The 17630-nt window shown below is 57.8% G+C and carries 14 protein-coding genes and 2 pseudogenes; 5 read left to right on the top strand and 11 right to left on the bottom strand.

Annotated elements, in window-relative coordinates; genetic code table 11:
- The 11 genes and pseudogenes from EYC79_RS17305 to EYC79_RS17260 all read right to left on the bottom strand — a co-directional run bounded on the left by EYC79_RS17305 (position 1) and on the right by EYC79_RS17260 (position 11812).
- Positions 1–849 carry a CheR family methyltransferase gene (locus tag EYC79_RS17305; protein WP_130978756.1) on the bottom strand — a complete coding sequence of 283 codons (849 nt, stop codon included), beginning with the start codon at positions 847–849 and terminating at the stop codon, positions 1–3.
- 12 nt (positions 850–861) lie between these two features.
- On the bottom strand, positions 862–1356 hold the full coding sequence (locus tag EYC79_RS17300; RefSeq protein WP_062424057.1) for a chemotaxis protein CheW: 495 nt from the start codon (positions 1354–1356) through the stop codon (positions 862–864).
- A 98-nt stretch (positions 1357–1454) separates the two neighbouring features.
- Positions 1455–3158: a methyl-accepting chemotaxis protein gene (locus EYC79_RS17295; RefSeq protein ID WP_130978755.1), complete on the bottom strand. Its 1704-nt coding sequence runs from the start codon at positions 3156–3158 to the stop codon at positions 1455–1457.
- 133 nt (positions 3159–3291) lie between these two features.
- Positions 3292–4350 (bottom strand): annotated as a pseudogene (locus EYC79_RS24075) (methyl-accepting chemotaxis protein); the annotation flags it as partial.
- 285 nt (positions 4351–4635) lie between these two features.
- Positions 4636–5355, bottom strand: a pseudogene (locus tag EYC79_RS24070) (MCP four helix bundle domain-containing protein); the annotation flags it as partial.
- Between the two features lie 127 nt (positions 5356–5482).
- Positions 5483–7297: a methyl-accepting chemotaxis protein gene (locus tag EYC79_RS17285; protein ID WP_130978753.1), complete on the bottom strand. Its 1815-nt coding sequence runs from the start codon at positions 7295–7297 to the stop codon at positions 5483–5485.
- Between the two features lie 174 nt (positions 7298–7471).
- The gene (locus EYC79_RS17280; protein ID WP_130978752.1) at positions 7472–8014 is read right to left on the bottom strand and encodes a chemotaxis protein CheW; all 543 of its coding nucleotides are present in this window, start codon (positions 8012–8014) and stop codon (positions 7472–7474) included.
- Positions 8011–10008: a chemotaxis protein CheA gene (locus EYC79_RS17275; protein WP_130978751.1), complete on the bottom strand. Its 1998-nt coding sequence runs from the start codon at positions 10006–10008 to the stop codon at positions 8011–8013. The genes EYC79_RS17280 and EYC79_RS17275 overlap by 4 nt, the downstream gene beginning before the upstream one ends.
- Positions 10005–10373, bottom strand: a complete 369-nt coding sequence (locus EYC79_RS17270) for a response regulator (protein WP_062424062.1) — start codon at positions 10371–10373, stop codon at positions 10005–10007. The genes EYC79_RS17275 and EYC79_RS17270 overlap by 4 nt, the downstream gene beginning before the upstream one ends.
- The gene (locus tag EYC79_RS17265; RefSeq protein ID WP_062441850.1) at positions 10374–10685 is read right to left on the bottom strand and encodes an STAS domain-containing protein; all 312 of its coding nucleotides are present in this window, start codon (positions 10683–10685) and stop codon (positions 10374–10376) included. It lies immediately after the preceding gene.
- Positions 10682–11812, bottom strand: a complete 1131-nt coding sequence (locus tag EYC79_RS17260) for an HD-GYP domain-containing protein (protein WP_130978750.1) — start codon at positions 11810–11812, stop codon at positions 10682–10684. Before EYC79_RS17260 ends, EYC79_RS17265 begins: the two co-directional genes overlap by 4 nt.
- A 655-nt stretch (positions 11813–12467) precedes the next feature.
- Between EYC79_RS17260 and EYC79_RS17255 the strand changes: the two genes are divergently transcribed.
- The 5 genes from EYC79_RS17255 to EYC79_RS17235 all read left to right on the top strand — a co-directional run bounded on the left by EYC79_RS17255 (position 12468) and on the right by EYC79_RS17235 (position 17575).
- The gene (locus EYC79_RS17255) at positions 12468–13703 is read left to right on the top strand and encodes an ABC transporter substrate-binding protein (protein WP_062424064.1); all 1236 of its coding nucleotides are present in this window, start codon (positions 12468–12470) and stop codon (positions 13701–13703) included.
- 137 nt (positions 13704–13840) lie between these two features.
- Positions 13841–14743 carry a carbohydrate ABC transporter permease gene (locus EYC79_RS17250; protein ID WP_062424065.1) on the top strand — a complete coding sequence of 301 codons (903 nt, stop codon included), beginning with the start codon at positions 13841–13843 and terminating at the stop codon, positions 14741–14743.
- The gene (locus EYC79_RS17245) at positions 14736–15677 is read left to right on the top strand and encodes a carbohydrate ABC transporter permease (RefSeq protein ID WP_062424066.1); all 942 of its coding nucleotides are present in this window, start codon (positions 14736–14738) and stop codon (positions 15675–15677) included. The genes EYC79_RS17250 and EYC79_RS17245 overlap by 8 nt, the downstream gene beginning before the upstream one ends.
- A 4-nt stretch (positions 15678–15681) precedes the next feature.
- Entirely contained in the window at positions 15682–16770 is a 1089-nt protein-coding gene (locus tag EYC79_RS17240; RefSeq protein WP_130978749.1) for an ABC transporter ATP-binding protein, read from the top strand.
- A gap of 43 nt (positions 16771–16813) precedes the next feature.
- Complete coding sequence (locus tag EYC79_RS17235) at positions 16814–17575, top strand: sugar phosphate isomerase/epimerase family protein (RefSeq protein ID WP_130978748.1); 762 nt, start codon at positions 16814–16816, stop codon at positions 17573–17575.
- The last annotated feature ends 55 nt before the right edge of the window (positions 17576–17630 follow it).

The following is a 17630-nucleotide window of genomic DNA, read 5'->3' as shown; positions in this document are numbered from 1 at the left end:
CTACTGCTTGAGGAAAACCGTATTGGCGACCTGCTTGACCGGAAGATTGATGCCGGTGACAGATTCCGAATGCCCGATCATCAGGTAGCCGCCCGGTGCCAGGCACTTGCAAAGCTCGGTGAGCACGTGGGTCTGCGTCTTCTTGTCGAAGTAGATCAGCACGTTGCGGCAGAAGATGACATGGACCGGCGCGCCGATCTCATAGGACGGGTTCATAAGGTTCATGCGGGCAAAGCCGACCTTGGCGCGCAGCTTCGGCGAAATCCTGACGTCGCTGCGATATTTGTCGCGCGCCTGCATCACGTATTTGCGCTGCATGGCGGAGGGTACAGGCTCCAGAAGATCACGGTTGTAAATACCGGAATGCGCCTTCCTCAGAACGTCTGTCGAGAGGTCCGTCGCGAGAATGCTGAAATCGGCGATCACACCCTTCTCGACGGCTTCGGCCATGACCATCGCCATCGTGTAGGGTTCGGCACCCGTCGAACAGGCGGAGCTCCACGTGCGGGGCTGTCTGATCCCCTGCTTGGCGAGCGTAGGAAGAGCAGTTTTTTCGAGGAAATCAAAATGGTTCGGTTCGCGGAAGAAGTCCGTCTTGTTCGTCGTCACCACGTCGATGAGATAGATGACCTCGTCTTTCAGACCGTCCTGGCGGAACAGGTATTCGCAGTAGTCGCCAAAGGATCGAAAGCCTGTTGCGCGCAAGCGCTTGCGCAGACGGCCTTCCAGCATCGAACGCTTGGCGTCCGTCATCTTGATCCCGCAATAATCATAAATGAAACTGGATAGCTGGCGGAAATCGCGGGTGCTCAGACTATCTTCGAAGTTGACGCTAACAGCGGTACTCAATTACTCGTCCTTTCAGGCTGCGCGCATCGGGCCGTTGTCGACCTTGGCAAGCTCACCGGCGTCGCCAGAGAAAAGCTTTGCGAGATCGATGATGACGACGAAATCGCTTTCGCGGCGAACGACACCGGCGATGTAGCTGGAGTTCCAGCGAATGCCGATGTCCGGTGCGGTCTCGATCTGGTCCTGCCTGAAAGGCGCGACTTCAAAAACCTTGTCGGCAACGAGACCAAGCGCCAACACCTTGTCGACGAAAGGAATGTCGAGCACCAGAATGCGCGTGTGCGAGGTCTTAACCGTCTTGGTCATGCCAAGGCGCAGGCGAAGGTCGATGACCGGAACGCCCTGTCCGCGCACATCCCTCAGGCCGAGCAGGTAATCAGGGCCGTGGGGGATCTTGAAGGCTTCTTCGTGGTCGAGGATTTCACGAACAACGTCCACAGGAACCGCGAAAACTTCCTCGCCAAGGCTGAACGTCACGTATTGCATGGTAGATGTAGGGCTCGCCATTTGCGTCTTCTCCAGAAGTCTTGGTCGACATTGCCGATTGAGCGGTTGTTACGTCAGGTCAGGGGAGGCGGGCTTGAGGCCCGCATCCATAGTGTTCGTTAGCCAGCATGGCGGAAATCGCCGTCGTTCTCATCCGGGCCGCCCATGGACATGTCCAAGGCAAAACCCTTGGCACGCGCTTGCTGGGCATGGACCGCACTTGTCGGGGCAGGGCGACGGCCTGGCGTTGCCGGTTTTCCAGCACTTCGTGGTGCTGCCACTGGCGTTGCCTGGCGCACGGGCGTTGGCCGAACCGCGGGTCCCACGTTGGCACGCTCGACCTTGAAGAAGGCAATGCTCGTTTGAAGCTCTTCGGCCTGTGCAGCCAGTTCTTCGGATGTGGCAGAGACTTCTTCGGAGGCACCGGAATTCTGCTGCGTCACCTTGTCGAGCTGCTGGATCGCCTCGTTGATCTGGCTGGCTCCAATATCCTGCTCGCGGCATGCGGAAGAGATTTCCGAGACCAGTTCCGCGGTTTTGCGGATATCCGGAACCAGACGGTTCAACATCTCGCCGGCTTCGGTCGCAACCTGGACCGTCTCGCCGGAGAGCGAAGAGATTTCAGCGGCTGCTGCCTGGCTGCGTTCTGCCAGCTTGCGCACTTCAGAAGCAACGACCGCGAAGCCCTTGCCGTGTTCACCGGCGCGTGCAGCTTCGACGGCGGCATTCAGTGCCAGAAGGTCGGTCTGACGCGCGATTTCCTGGACGATAGAGATTTTTTCAGCGATCGTGCGCATGGCAACCACAGCACGGCCAACCGCCTCACCGCTGGCCTCTGCATCCTTGGAGGACTGACGCGCGATCTTTTCGGTCTGGGCAGCATTATCAGCGTTCTGCTTGATGTTTGCTGCCATTTCTTCCATCGAAGCGGAGGCTTCTTCGGCAGAGGATGCCTGCTCGGTCGCACCCTGTGACAGCTGTTCGGAAGACGAAGACAGCTCCTGGCTACCGGAGGAAACATTGTCTGCCGCGGCCAGCGCATCGCCGACGACGCCGCGCAGGCGTTCGACCATGTCGTCGACATGCGTCAACAGGACACCGATTTCGTCGCGGGAGTTCACCTGAACATTCTCCGTCAGATCGCCTTCGGCGACCTTGCGAACCGCTGTCGTTGCCCTTGTGAGGCCGCGGCTAATGGAGATGCTGATCCATATTGCTGAAACAATGGACACGACGCCAGCGACTGAAGCGATGATCACAAGCGTACCGAACGTGCTTTGATAGGCAGCGTCGCTCGCCTCATCGGCTTTCTTAACGGCGGCTTCGGTCAAGCTGGAAAGCGATTCCGTCAGGGCGTCGAGCTTTTGGCCCGCCACTGTTCCTTCATTCTGGTTCAAGGCAAGCGCGTCATCACGGCGGCCCGTCTTCATGTAGCCGACAAGTCGATCTTCCAGTTTCTCATAACCAGCCCAGAACTCGCGAATTTCCGCCCACTTGCCTTTGAATTCTTCGGGTGCCGCAGCTTCGCCCGCATTCAGCGCCGTCGTGAAATTTTTTCTCTCTTCTTCGATGGTTTCGAAGGCGGCGTTCATTTTCTGCTCGGTGGTTGCGAGCAAAAGATCACCCTCTGCCAAACCGAGACCGTCAAATGCCTTCGCCAGATCGTTGGCCACATCATCCTGTTGGATGGGTCCCGTCATCATAGCATCTTGGAGCGTCGCCAATCGATTGAGGCCGCTGATCCCGAAAATCGCGCAGCCTGCCATCAGACCGACGAGCAATGTGAAGATCAGAGTGAGTTTCAATTTAATCGTAAAACGCATCGAGGTGTTCCTTAGCTAAGTAGGACACGTAGCCAGCGCTATCATGCCGCTTTTCAAAGAGACCTTAGGCCTGTGATGGTGACGGGCTGGATCGCCCGCCATAGTTTCTAGAATGATTGGGTTGTACCCAGTGTCAGGCCGTTTCGCGGAAGTCGTGGTCGTTGTCGTCCGGTCCACCCATGGACATGTCGAGGGCAAAGCCGTTGGCGCGAGCCTGCTGAGCATGGACGGCACTCGTCGGTGCAGGGCGACGCACGGGAGCGGCAGGCTTCGCAACTGGACGATGTGCGACCGCCGGGGCTGCATGGCGAGCCGGTGCAGAGCGAGTTGCTGCGGCGGCATTGGCACGCTCGACCTTGAAGAAGGCGATGCTGGCCTGAAGCTCTTCGGCCTGTGCGGCCAGTTCTTCGGATGTGGCAGAGACTTCTTCGGAAGCACCGGAATTCTGCTGCGTCACCTTGTCGAGCTGCTGGATCGCCTCGTTGATCTGGCTAGCACCGATATCCTGCTCGCGGCATGCGGCAGAGATTTCCGAGACCAGTTCCGCCGTCTTGCGGATGTCTGGAACCAGACGGTTCAGCATCTCGCCGGCTTCGGTTGCAACCTGAACCGTCTCGCCGGAGAGCGAGGAGATTTCAGCGGCGGCCGCCTGGCTGCGTTCTGCCAGCTTGCGAACTTCAGAAGCAACGACTGCAAAGCCCTTGCCATGTTCACCGGCACGCGCGGCTTCGACAGCGGCGTTCAGTGCCAGAAGGTCGGTCTGACGCGCGATTTCCTGGACGATAGAGATCTTTTCAGCAATCGTGCGCATGGCGACCACGGCGCGACCGACGGCTTCACCGCTTGCCTCTGCATCCTTGGAGGACTGACGCGCGATCTTCTCGGTCTGAGCCGCGTTGTCGGCGTTCTGCTTGATGTTGGCGGCCATTTCTTCCATCGAAGCGGAGGCTTCTTCGGCAGAGGAGGCCTGTTCGGTGGCACCCTGTGACAGCTGTTCGGAAGACGACGACAGTTCCTGGCTGCCGGAGGAAACGTTGTCTGCTGCAGCCAGCGCGTCGCCGACGACGCCGCGCAGGCGTTCGACCATCGACTGGAGAGCAATGCCCAGCGTGTCCTGGTTCGAAAGCGGCTTTGGCGTAACAGTCAGATCGCCTTCTGCGATCTTATTTGCGACGGTTGCCGTTTCGCGCAGGTTCGTGACCATGTGCAGCATGGCGTTGCCCAGCGTATCCCGATCCGACAGAGGCTTCACGTCCTTGGACAGATCACCCGAGGCGATCGTACCGGCAACATCGGCGGTCGCGCGAAGATTTACAACCATGTTGCTCATGGCGATACCCAGGCGGTCCTTGTCGGAGAGCGGCTTCACGTCCTGGGAAAGATCACCTTCCGCAATGTTGTTTGCAACCGCTGCGGTGGCGCGCAGGTTGGTCGTCATCACGTTCATGCTGTCGACGAGATCCTTGATCTCATCATTGCTCTTGATTGCGATGTCCTGATCAAGGTCGCCAAGCGCAACGGCGCGGGACGCACGGATCGCCTGCTGCAATCCCTTGTTGATACCAAGCGCAATCCATGTAGCGATCAGGATCGACAGGATGATGATCGCTGCAACGACGCTGATGAGGATCGTACGCGAGGTGTCATATTCCTGGTTGGTCGCTTCGTCCGTTGCCTTCAAGTCAGCAGCGATTTCGTTGTTCAGGCTTTCCAGAGTGGTCAGCAGAGCCTTCGTGGCTTTTTCGCCGTCTCCCATGGAGATAGCACCGGCTTGGCGATTGCTTTCAGGCGTGTTGATGGTTGCAAGGCGGAGTACTTCTTCCTGCAGCTTTTCCCACGCAGGAACCGCAGCCTTCAGTTCCGTCACCTTCGCATGAATTGCTGGATTTGTCTCTTTTTCCAGCGTCGCAATAATCTGTCCAATTTTTGCGCGGTCGGTGCGGGCGGCGTCGACATAGGTTGAAATCCGAGCAGCATCTTCATTGAGTGCCGCGCTCTTCTCGCTGGCGATCGCATTCAGAATGGCGTCCGAGAGGTCGCTGGAGTTGCGCAGGTTGGCGGCAGGGCCCTGTACGATATCCGTTACCGCTGCATTGAGCGATGACAGCTGGGTAATTGCCATGCCGGCCATACCCGCCGATAACAGAATGATGAGCGCAAAGGCGAGCGCAAGTTTGAGCTTTATCGTAAATCGCATTTTGGTGGATCCTTAAACATGGCGGCAGGCGACGGAACGAGGAAGCTCAGATGCTGGGAGTCTTGCTCGGGTCTGGCGGGTGGGTGACGAGGAGCCTGGGCCTTCAGTCCGAGGCTCCTCGCAAATCTTAGGCGCTTTCGCGGAAGTCCTGATCGTTTGCGTCCGGGCCACCCATCGACATGTCGAGTGCGAAGCCGTTGGCGCGGGCCTGCTGGGCGTGGACAGATTGCGACGGGGCAGGGCGACGAACCGGGGCAGCAGATTTTGCCGCAGGACGGTGCGCGACCGAGGGAGCCGCTGCGCGAGCCGGGGCGGGGCGACCATTTGTATTGGCACGCTCAACCTTGAAGAAGGCGATGCTGGCCTGAAGCTCTTCGGCCTGTGCGGCCAGTTCTTCCGAGGTGGCGGACATCTCTTCGGAAGCACCGGAGTTCTGCTGCGTCACCTTGTCGAGCTGCTGGATCGCTTCGTTGATCTGGCTTGCACCGATATCCTGCTCGCGGCATGCGGCAGAGATTTCCGAGACCAGTTCTGCCGTTTTGCGAATGTCTGGAACCAGGCGGTTCAGCATTTCGCCGGCTTCGGTTGCAACCTGCACTGTCTCGCCGGAGAGCGAGGAGATTTCAGCGGCGGCCGCCTGGCTGCGTTCTGCCAGCTTGCGCACTTCAGAAGCGACGACCGCGAAGCCCTTGCCGTGTTCACCGGCGCGTGCAGCTTCGACAGCAGCGTTCAATGCCAGAAGATCGGTCTGACGCGCGATTTCCTGGACGATAGAGATCTTGTCGGCAATGGTCCGCATGGCGACCACAGCACGGCCGACGGCTTCACCGCTGGCTTCGGCATCCTTGGAAGACTGACGCGCGATCTTCTCGGTCTGGGCCGCATTGTCAGCGTTCTGCTTGATGTTTGCTGCCATTTCTTCCATCGAAGCGGACGCTTCTTCGGCAGAGGATGCCTGTTCGGTGGCACCCTGCGACAGCTGTTCGGACGACGAAGACAGTTCCTGGCTGCCGGAGGAGACGTTGTCTGCTGCGGCAAGCGCGTCACCGACGACGCCGCGCAGGCGTTCGACCATTTTTTCAAGCGAGATACCGAGGGTGTCCTTGTCCGAGAGCGGCTTCGGCGTCACGGTCAGGTCGCCTTCGGCAATCTGGTTTGCCACATTGGCCGTATTGCGAAGGTTGGCCGTCATCACATTGATGCGTTCGACGAGGTCCTTGATCTCGTCATTGGTCTTGATCTCGACGTTCTTGTCGAGATCGCCAACCGCGACAGCTTCGGCAACCGCCATGATCTTGCGCAGGCCGGTGTTGATGCCGAGCGCGATCCAGGTTGCGATGATCAGGCTTCCAAGAACTGCCGATGCAACGGCGATGATCATGATCAGACGAACCTGCTCATAGGTAGCCTGGCTGCCGGCAAGCATCGTGTCGACCCGTTCGAGCTGAACACGCACGAGGTCTTTGGTGTTAGTACCGATAGTCAGTGCGAGAGCGCGCATCTGGCCGTTCGAGAATTCAATGGCACTCTGCCTGTTCCCAGCTGCCAAGAGGTCCTTCAACTTTACGGACTCTCCGTCGAACTTCTCGAAGTTCTCGATCACGGCAACCCAGTAAGGCCTGCCCTGTTCCGAGGCCTGCGACAGGCCGGTGCGGCCCAGGTCCAGAGTCGTCGTCGTCAGTTCGTCCGCGATTTTCATGTAGCGGGCGGTACCATCAGCACCGCTTTCGAGCAGCGCGTTCTTCTGCTGGCGAATGATTTCAGAGAGATTGCGATCGATCTGGAGCGCGTATTGCAGGCGCTTCTCCGGGCCGTTTGCCAGTTCGCCGATCGCTTGATTGACCGTGCCAAGGCTGTTGATGCTGTAGAACGACAGGCCAGCAAGAACCATCAGGATAATGCCGAATGCCAGCGTCAGTTTAAGTTTAATCGTAAATCGCATTTTGCCCCCTTAAGTGATGCGCAAGGCGCATCAGGTGTTTGCTGACCCGAAAGATCCATTTTCTTTCGGTATGCCGTGTCGTGAGCTTCCACGCGCCCGGTTGGGCGCAGGGAAAGTGTCGTTCATGCCTTTCGGCGCCCGCTTACTCGTCGGTCCCTATCGACGTCGCGGACGTCATGCCTTTCCAAGTTCCACGACATTGCCCTGCGCGCTGATCTTTCCGGGCAAGCTTTCTCGCTGCGCCGAGAAAATCGCGATCAGGTTCGGCATGATGACGAACTCGGCCCCGCGCTTGATCAGGCAGTTGATGTAGTCGGGTCGCCACCGCATCCCGACGCTGGGCGGCGCCTCGCTGGCGGACTTGGAAAAGGTCGTCACTTCGTAGACCTTGTCGGTTCTAAGCCCGACCAGCGTCTGTTCGCCTTCCAGCGAAACCTCGATGACGATGATGCGGCTGTCGATGGTCTTCTCCGCCGCATGCATGCCGAAGGCGAGACGAACGTCCGCCAGCGGAATGACCTTGCCGCGAAAATTGATGACGCTCGACACAAAGGCCTTGGCGCCCGGAACGGCCGTCTCTGGAAGAAGGTCGAGGATTTCCTGAACCTGTGCGGCCTCGATGGCAAAGGTCTCGCCTTCGATCGAAAATGTCAGAACTTCAATGTCTTGGCGTTCGGCCCAGAAGTCTACGGGCTGTTTCAAAAGCGGCTGGTTCATCCGGCAATGCGCATCTGCGCCTCCTGTTGCTGGCCTGCCGCAACCAGATGTGCGACGTCGAGAATGAGAGCGACGCTGCCGTCTCCAAGAATGGTGGCGCCCGAGAAGGTCGCAACATCATGGTGCAGCTTGGACATAGCTTTGATGACGGTCTGGTGATCGCCGATGATCTGGTCGACGACGAGACCCACACGTTCCGAGCCGGTGGAAATGACCACCACCTTCTGGAATTGGTCCGGCTTCGTGCCGCTCTGGAAAAGCTCACGCAGGCGGATGAACGGCACCAGGCTTTCACGCAGCGAAATGAACGAGCGGCCGCGAGATTTGACGTCGTCTTCCGGAGACAGTTCCAGGCACTCTTCGACTGCCGAGAGCGGAATGACGTAGCAGCCATGGCCGACGCGAACGAGCAGACCGTCGATAATGGCAAGGGTGAGCGGAATGGCGAGCGATACTTCCGAGCCAGCACCCGGTGCGCTGGTGATGTTGATCGTGCCGCGCAGCGCCTCGATCGTCTTCTTGACGACATCCATGCCGACGCCGCGGCCGGAGAGGTTCGTAACCTGGGCCGCCGTCGAGAAGCCTGGCTCGAAGATCATCTGCAGGAGTTCTTGGTCTGTCAGGGTTGCGCCCGGGGCCACGAGCCCGGAGGATTCCGCCTTGGCGCGAACCCGCTCGCGGTTGATGCCACGACCGTCGTCCTTGATGGTGATGATGACATCCCCACCGGTTTGGCGCGCGACAAGTGAAACATGTCCAACCGGGTCCTTGCCGGCGGCTATGCGCTCTTCCGGTGTTTCCAGGCCGTGATCGCAGGAGTTGCGAACAAGGTGGACGAGTGGATCGGCAAGCCGTTCGATCACGGCCTTATCGACTTCAGTGCTTTCGCCCTCGGTGATCAGCTCGATCTGTTTGCCGGTTTCGCGCGCCAGATCATGCGTCAGGCGGCGGAAGCGGCTGAAGAGCTGGGCGATCGGCACCATGCGAAGCACCATCATCGTGTCGCGAAGCTCGCCCGACAGCCGCTCCACATCCTCGGAGACGGCGCGCAGGTGAATGTCGACGCTGGTGTTGGCGAGCTGCGACAGACGCGACTGGGCGATAACAAGCTCGCCGACGCGGTCCATCAATTCATCTAGCCGTTCAGCCGGGACGCGTACATTCTCAGCGGCTCTTCCCTGCTTGCCATCGGTGGCCGCCTGAACAAGCTGCGGATTGGCCTTGGCGGCTTCTTCGACAGGGGCCGGCGGGGGCACGATTTCCTGGGAAGCGGTGGTGTCTTCCACCTGCGTGATCTCAAGCTCCATATCGTCCATGACGAAGATGAAGACGTCATCGATGGCGGAACGGGGCTGTTCGGTCGTCAAGGTCACAGACCAGCCGAGATAAAGCTGCGTGGGGTCGATTTCTCCAAGAGGAGGGATGGCGCCTGTGTTGGCGATGATGATGCATTCGCCAAGCTCAGCCAACTCGTTGAGCAGGCCGAGTGGGTTGGTGCCATTCGCCATCGCGTTCTCAGGAAGACGGAAGGTGATCGTCCACGTCGCGCCAGAGGTTTTTGGCGCCGGAACAGCAGCTGTCGCCTTCGGAGCCGACTGGGCAACGGCCTTCTTACCAGAGCCTTCGCCGACAGCAGCCTGCAACTTGGCCAGCAACCGATCGCCGGTTTCAGGAAAAGCAGTTGCAGGATTGTCCACCAAGCGACGCATGTGGTCCTGGGCTTCCAGAACGGCAGCGATCAACTCGCTGGTGGCAGGAACTTCGCCCTTGCGAACACGGTCGAAGGCCGTCTCGCAGTGATGGGTAAAGGCAGCGAGTGCCTCGAAGCCGAACATTGCGCCGGACCCTTTTAAGGTATGCAGACCGCGAAACACGGCATCAATCTGACTTTGATTGGATAGATCATGCAAGAGGTCGAGAAGCCCGCTTTCGATCTGCTCGAAAAGCTCGGCGGCCTCCGTCCTGAAAACCTGAATTGGGTCCAGCAGCGTCATTTACCAAGTACCTTTCTGACAATCTTCACGAGGTTTTCCGGGTCGAAAGGCTTGGTTACCCAGCCGGTGGCGCCGGCTGCCTTGGCGCGCGCCTTCATGTCGGCATCGGATTCGGTCGTCAGGAAGATGATCGGCACGCCGGTATGGGCTGGCGACTGGCGCAGCGCCTCGATCATCTCCAGACCATTCATGTTCGGCATGTTAAGATCGGTGACGATGAGGTCGAAGGGAGCGCTCTTTGCTTTCGCAAGTCCGTCAGCCCCGTCTACAGCTTCGGTTACCTGGTAACCGGCATTGGTGAGGGCGATCTTCGTCGTCATGCGAATGCTTGCGGAATCGTCCACGGTAAGAATGTTGGCGCTCATTTAGATGTCCTTTCCATGCAGCCAGAAGAGGCGCGAAGCCTCGTCCATGTTCTCAAGAAAACCAGCGCGTCCCAGCGTTTCCACGACGCTTTTGCCGGCTGGCTTCTTCAAAGTGATGAATTTGCCCTGCTCGCGGGCGTAAAGACGGGACGACTCGACAAGCTGAACGAAGCTCAGATCGACCGATGCGTCCTCGGGGATGTCCAGCACGACGGCGCTGCTTTCCTGAAATGCGGAAAGCAGGGTCTCGTGAATTGCGGTGATCCCCCTGATCGACAGGGATGAGGGAAGAGTGACTGTTTCAGGGGTCATCGGCTTTCCTGGGTGTTTTCGGTTTGAACGCGCCCTTCGGGAGAAAGGGAAAGTGTGTCGATGAGGCTGGCTGCCAGCGCTGGCGGTTCGACCTGCGCCTTGCTGCCATTTGTCATCAGTGTCTGGATGGCCGGCCACTGCCGATCGAATGCTGCGACACAGTCGGGATCGAAGTGTAGCCCGCTGTTTTCAAGGATGTGGTTGCGAGCAGCCTCGATCTCCCACGCCTTTTTGTAGGGGCGTTGCGTGCACAGCGCTTCGAAAACATCCGCGACGGCGACGATCCTCGCGACGAGCGGAATATCCGTGCCCTTGATGCCCTTCGGGTATCCTGTGCCATCCCACTTCTCGTGGTGGCCACCTGCAATCGCCTCGGCGATCTGCAGAAGACGCGATGTGCCGTCGCCCAGCATGCTGACGCCGAACTCCACGTGCTTGCGCATTTCCGCAATTTCGTTGTCATCGAGTTTGCCCGGCTTCTGCAAAATGCAGTCGGCAATGCCGATCTTGCCGACATCGTGAAGCGGTGCCACGAGATAGATCATCCGGCACGTTTCTTTGTCGAGGCCGAGATCGGCGGCAATCAATTGGCTGATCTTCGCCACACGCGAGATGTGGTCGCCGGTTGCGCCATCGCGAAACTCGATCGCCCTTGCAAGGCGCCAGATGATTTCTTCTTCGCGCGCAACCAGTTCTTGGGTCGCGTGAGCGACCTCTTCCTCGAGCCGCATCGCCTGGCGCGAGATTTCGAGATGGGCCTTACGCAGTTGCAGTAGATTGGTCGCGCGGGCCTGAAGCTCGATTGCGTCAAACGGCTTTGATACAAACTCGGTAGCGCCCGCCTCGATTGCGGCAATCAGGACTTCGCGCTGGCGTTCCGCTGTCACCATGACGATCGGCACAAGGTCGTAGTCGGGCGATTGTTTCAACGTTTTGATTACATCGATGCCCGTGTAGCCCGGCATCATATAGTCGATGAAAAGCAGGTCGACAGGATTTGCAAGACAATAGGTCAGCGCCTCTTTCGGCACCATAAATGTAATAATTTCAATACCTTCAATGTTGCTCAACGATGATTGAAGAGCAAAGAGTGCCGATCGGCTATCGTCTACGAGTACTACCTTCACCGTGGCTCCAGGCCTTCGACAGGGAACAGCATTCCGTTCTTCGGTTTTGAGGCCGAAGCGGGCGTTCATGATGATGAGGACATTTGGAAAACCGGGCTTGCGTCATGCGCCCATTGCGACCGCCGCATGCAGGCCGAAAATGTCGTTAGAACACGCAATCGGGCCACGGTTGTCGAAAATCTATTTAATAGAACGATGGTTAAGGGCGCGTTAAAACCCGGGCGCCATGGTTTTTTATTTCTAAAAGAAAAAGATCAATAAATAGAATAGGATGAGTCTATATTTAATATAAGGAATATGCGTCTACGCCAGTCTAGTAAAAAATGTACGAAGTGAAAAAGGACCAAGGGGAACGTAAAATATAAATGAGTAATATTTCATATTGAAAGCGATTTTTTATTTATTTATATATTTTAATGTTTGACGTGGCCTATGAAGTTTTTGCGTTTAGCGACGAGTGGGGAAAAACGCAGGCTACCCGGCGAAGGAACCCTCATTCCTCCCAAATCCTGCTGATTCATCCAGTGATTTTCGACTTAAATAATTGAATATAATTGCATTTTTAGAAAGTTAAAATTTCGCATCTTGCCCAGTTGCGCAACGAATATGATTCGCATACGGTCTTACGGCAACGTTTCAGTGAGGGAGGAGACTCATGCGCATTCGTTCTATCCTGACCGCTTTGGCGGCAAGTGTTATGCTGCCGGCGGGTATAGCCGCAGCGACGGATCTTGAAGTAACGCATTGGTGGACATCGGGCGGCGAAGCTGCTGCCGTGGCCGAGCTTGCCAAGGCATTTGATGCAACCGGAAACAAGTGGGTGGATGGCGCGATTGCGGGTTCCGGCGGCACTGCCCGCCCGATCATGATCAGCCGCATCACCGGCGGCGACCCCATGGGTGCCACGCAGTTCAACCACGGACGCCAGGCTGAAGAGCTTGTTCAGGCCGGTTTGATGCGCGATCTCACCGACGTTGCCACGAAGGGCAACTGGAAAGAGGTAATCAAGCCGGCAAGCCTGCTCGACAGCTGCACCATCGATGGCAAGATCTACTGCGCGCCGGTGAACATCCACTCCTGGCAGTGGCTGTGGCTTTCCAATGCGGCCTTCAAGAAAGCCGGCGTCGAGGTTCCGAAGAACTGGAATGAATTTATTGCGGCTGGTCCTGCGTTGCAGAAGGCCGGTATCCAGCCTTTGGCGCTTGGTGGTCAGGCATGGCAGGCGAACGGCCTGTTCGATACGCTTGTTCTGTCACTCGGCGGCAAGGATCTCTACGAGAAGGTTTACAAGGACAAGGATGCCGAGGCCGCAGCCGGACCGGAAATGGCGAAGATTTTCGCTGCCGCCGACGCCGCCCGCAAACTTGCCAAGGGCTCCAATGTTCAGGACTGGAACCAGGCCACCAACATGGTCATCACCGGCAAGGCCGGCGGCCAGGTCATGGGTGACTGGGCGCAGGGTGAGTTCCAGCTGGCAGGTCAAAAGGCCGGCACGGATTATTCCTGCCTGCCGGGTCTTGGTCTCAACGAATATCTGACGACCGGTGGCGATGCCTTCTACTTTCCGCTCTTGAAGGATGAAGCCAAGTCCAAGGCGCAGGAAGTGCTGGCCGAAACCATCGTCGATCCGAAGACGCAGGTTGCCTTTAACCTGAAGAAGGGCTCGCTGCCGATCCGCGGGGACGTCGATCTCAATGCGGCGAACGACTGCATGAAGAAGGGTCTTGCCATTCTCGCCAAGGGCAACGCCCTCACCAGCACCGACCAGCTGATTTCCGCTGACTCGCAGAAGCAGAAGGAAGACCTGATGGCGGAGTTCTTCGCCAATGAATCGCTGACCGCTGAGCAGGCGCAGAAGCGTTTCGCTGACATCATCTCTTCGGCGGACTGATTATCAATCGCAAGTCATCGGCGGGCGAAATCCCGCCGATGCCGCGAAACCTCATGAGTGCGCAGTCGGGCGCTCGTCGAGATATCTTTCGGATATTGCTCAACAGATGTCCGGAGCAACGATTGATAGGAGGGCATATGGCCGTAAAGAGCCATTCTGGACGTCCAAACCAGCTTTTTCGCAATCTGAACTCGAAGATTGCATCCATCCCCCTGATCTTGACCTCCATGGTCATTTTCCTGGGCGGCACGATTTGGACCGTCGTTTATTCCTTTACCAACTCCAAGCTCCTGCCAAGGACGACCTTTGTCGGCTTTGATCAGTATGAGCGTCTGTGGGCCGCACCACGCTGGATCATATCGATCCAGAACCTGGCCATTTACGGCATCCTGTCCCTGATTTTCAGCCTGGTGATCGGCTTTCTGCTGGCCGCACTGATGGACCAGAAGATCCGGTTCGAAAATACGTTCAGAACGATCTTCCTTTATCCCTTTGCCCTGTCCTTCATCGTGACGGGCCTCGTCTGGCAGTGGCTGCTCAACCCGGAATTCGGCATTCAGTCGGTCGTGCGTTCGCTCGGCTGGGAAAGCTTCACCTTCGATCCGCTCTATAACTCGCAGATCGTCATCTACGGCATCCTGATCGCAGCGCTCTGGCAGGGTACGGGCCTCGTCATGTGCCTGATGCTCGCGGGGCTTCGCGGCATCGACGAGGATATCTGGAAGGCGGCGCGTGTGGACGGCATTCCCATGTGGAAGACCTACCTGCTCATCGTCATTCCGATGATGCGCCCCGTCTTCATCACAACGCTTGTCATTATCGCAAGCGGCATCGTCAAGGTCTACGACCTCGTCGTGGCGCAGACGAGCGGCGGTCCCGGCATCGCCTCGGAAGTGCCGGCGAAATATGTCTACGACTACATGTTCCAGGCGCAGAACCTGGGGCAGGGCTTTGCCGCCTCCACCATGATGCTGCTCACCGTCGCCATCATCATCGTTCCATGGGCCTATCTCGAATTCGGAGGGCGCAAGCGTGGCTAACATCAGCACTCTCAACACCGTCGCTGCCGGTGCAGATGCCGTCTCGGATCAATTGAGCGGACCTCGCGGCCGTAAACCCCGCAAGAGACTGTCGCGACGTAACATCATCCTTTACGGCACGCTGATCGTCGCAGCGCTCTATTATCTCCTGCCGCTCTACGTCATGGTCGTGACGTCGCTGAAGGGCATGCCGGAGATCCGACTCGGCAACATCTTCGCGCCGCCGGTGGAAATCACCTTCGAGCCGTGGGTCAAGGCCTGGGCGAATGCCTGCACCGGGCTTAATTGCGACGGGCTTTCACGCGGCTTCTGGAATTCCGTGCGCATTATGATCCCGTCCACTATCGTCTCGATCCTGATCGCCTCGATCAGTGGCTATGCGCTGGCGAACTGGAAGTTCAAGGGTTCTGAGTTCTTCTTCTCGGTCCTGATCATTGGTGCCTTCATTCCCTATCAGGTGATGATCTATCCGATCGTCATCGTGCTGCGTGAAATGGGCATCTATGGCACGCTGACGGGCCTCATCATGGTTCATACCATTTTCGGCATGCCCATCCTGACCCTGCTGTTCCGCAACTATTTCGCAGGGCTACCGGAAGAGCTCTTCAAAGCTGCGCGCATCGACGGCGCCAATTTCTGGCAGATCTATTTCCGCATCATGCTGCCCATGTCGATGCCGATCTTCGTCGTCGCCATGATCCTTCAGGTCACGGGCATCTGGAACGACTTCCTCTTCGGCGTCGTGTTCACAAGGCCTGAATACTATCCGATGACCGTTCAGCTGAACAACATCGTCAACTCGGTTCAGGGCGTGAAGGAATACAACGTCAACATGGCTGCAACGCTGCTGACGGGTGCCGTTCCTCTTTTCGTTTACTTCGTTTCAGGCCGACTTTTTGTGCGCGGCATCGCCGCAGGCGCAGTCAAAGGGTAAGTTCATGAATAAAAGCGTTTCCATTCGGGATTTGTCTCTGTCGTTCGGCGCGGTCAACGTGCTGTCCACGCTCAATCTCGATATCTATGATGGCGAGTTTCTCGTTCTTCTTGGCTCGTCAGGCTGCGGCAAGTCCACTCTGCTCAATTGCATCGCCGGACTTCTGGAGCCGACCGAAGGCCAGATCTTCATCAAGGATCGCAACGTCACCTGGGAAGAGCCGAAGGATCGTGGCATCGGCATGGTCTTCCAATCCTATGCGCTCTATCCGCAGATGACGGTGGAGAAGAACCTGTCCTTCGGCTTGCAGGTCGCGAAAGTGCCGAAGGACGAGATCGATCGTCGGGTCAAAAGAGCCGCGGGCATTTTGCAGATCGAGCCTCTTTTGAAGCGCAAGCCTGCCGAACTTTCCGGCGGCCAGCGCCAGCGTGTGGCGATCGGCCGTGCACTGGTGCGCGACGTGGATGTGTTCCTCTTCGACGAACCGCTGTCGAACCTCGATGCCAAGCTCCGCTCCGAACTGCGTGTGGAAATCAAGCGCCTGCACCAGGCGCTGAAGAACACGATGATCTATGTGACGCACGACCAGATCGAAGCCCTAACCTTGGCCGACCGTATTGCCATCATGAAAGCCGGCGTCATCCAGCAGCTGGATGATCCGGTCTCGATCTATAACCGTCCGAAGAACCTCTTCGTCGCAGGCTTCATCGGCTCGCCGTCGATGAACTTCATGCGGGGTGAATTGGCGGAAAAAGACGGCAAGGTCGTCTTCGTGACCAATGGCGTGAGCTTCAGCCTCGACGGTTATCAGGCCGTGGCACCGCTGACGGCCGGCAAACCTGCGGTTCTCGGCGTTCGCCCCGAACATATTCGTGTGGACGCCGATATCATCAGCGGCGAGGTGCATGAGGCCGTGGTCGACATCGAAGAGCCGATGGGTGCCGATAACCTCATCTGGCTGAAACATGCAGGCCATACGATATCGGTGCGCGTTGGCGGCCATAGACGTTTTGCGCCCGGAACCAGGGTCAAGCTCGGTTTTGACATGACCATGGCATCCCTATTCGATGCGGGCACGGAAGACCGCATCTGACCCTCTCATCTTCACCATTCGAGCCAAATGTCAGGAGAGACATATGACCAAACTCGGCTTTCAACTTTACAGCGCGCGCAATTTCCCGCCGCTTTCCGATATCCTCAAGAAGCTGTCGGCAGCAGGCTATTCCCATGTCGAAGGTTTTGGCGGGATCTATGCCAATATGGATGAGGCAGCGCTCAAGGGCCTCCGCGCCGATCTCGACGCTAATGGTCTCACCATGCCGACGGGCCATTTCGGCCTCGACATGCTGGAAAATGATCGCGAGCAGTCGCTGAAGGTCGCCAAGACGCTTGGTATCGAGGCGATCTATTGCCCCTATCTCATGCCTGATCAGCGCCCCAGCGACGCAGCGGGCTGGTTTGCCCTCGGCAAGCGACTTCAGGAAGCAGGCAAGCCCTATCGCGATGCCGGCATTTCTTTCGGCTGGCACAACCACGACTTCGAGTTCGCGACCTTGGAAGACGGCTCCACGCCACAGGAGCAGATCCTTGCGGGCGGCCCTGATCTGGAGTGGGAAGCCGATATCGCCTGGATTATCCGTGGCAATGCCGATCCTTTTGCCTGGATCGAAAGCTATGGCAAGCGCGTCACCGCAGTCCACGTCAAGGACATCGCGCCGGCCGGTGAAAACAAGAATGAAGACGGCTGGTCGGATGTCGGGCACGGCACCGTCGACTGGAAGGGTCTTGTCGCGGCCCTGAAGAACACAGCCGTGAAGTACTATGTGGTCGAGCATGACAATCCAAGCGATGCTGATCGCCTGATCACACGCTCCATCGAATCCTTCAAGACCTACTGACACCATTGCGGTGAGCGCCAGTTCGCCGCAATCACCGCTCTATTTTCACGCGTGT

Source organism: Agrobacterium cavarae (assembly GCF_004310285.1).
Lineage (GTDB): Bacteria > Pseudomonadota > Alphaproteobacteria > Rhizobiales > Rhizobiaceae > Agrobacterium > Agrobacterium cavarae.
Note: the sequence above shows the minus strand (reverse complement) of the source record. Positions and strands in the feature narration are given on the sequence as shown.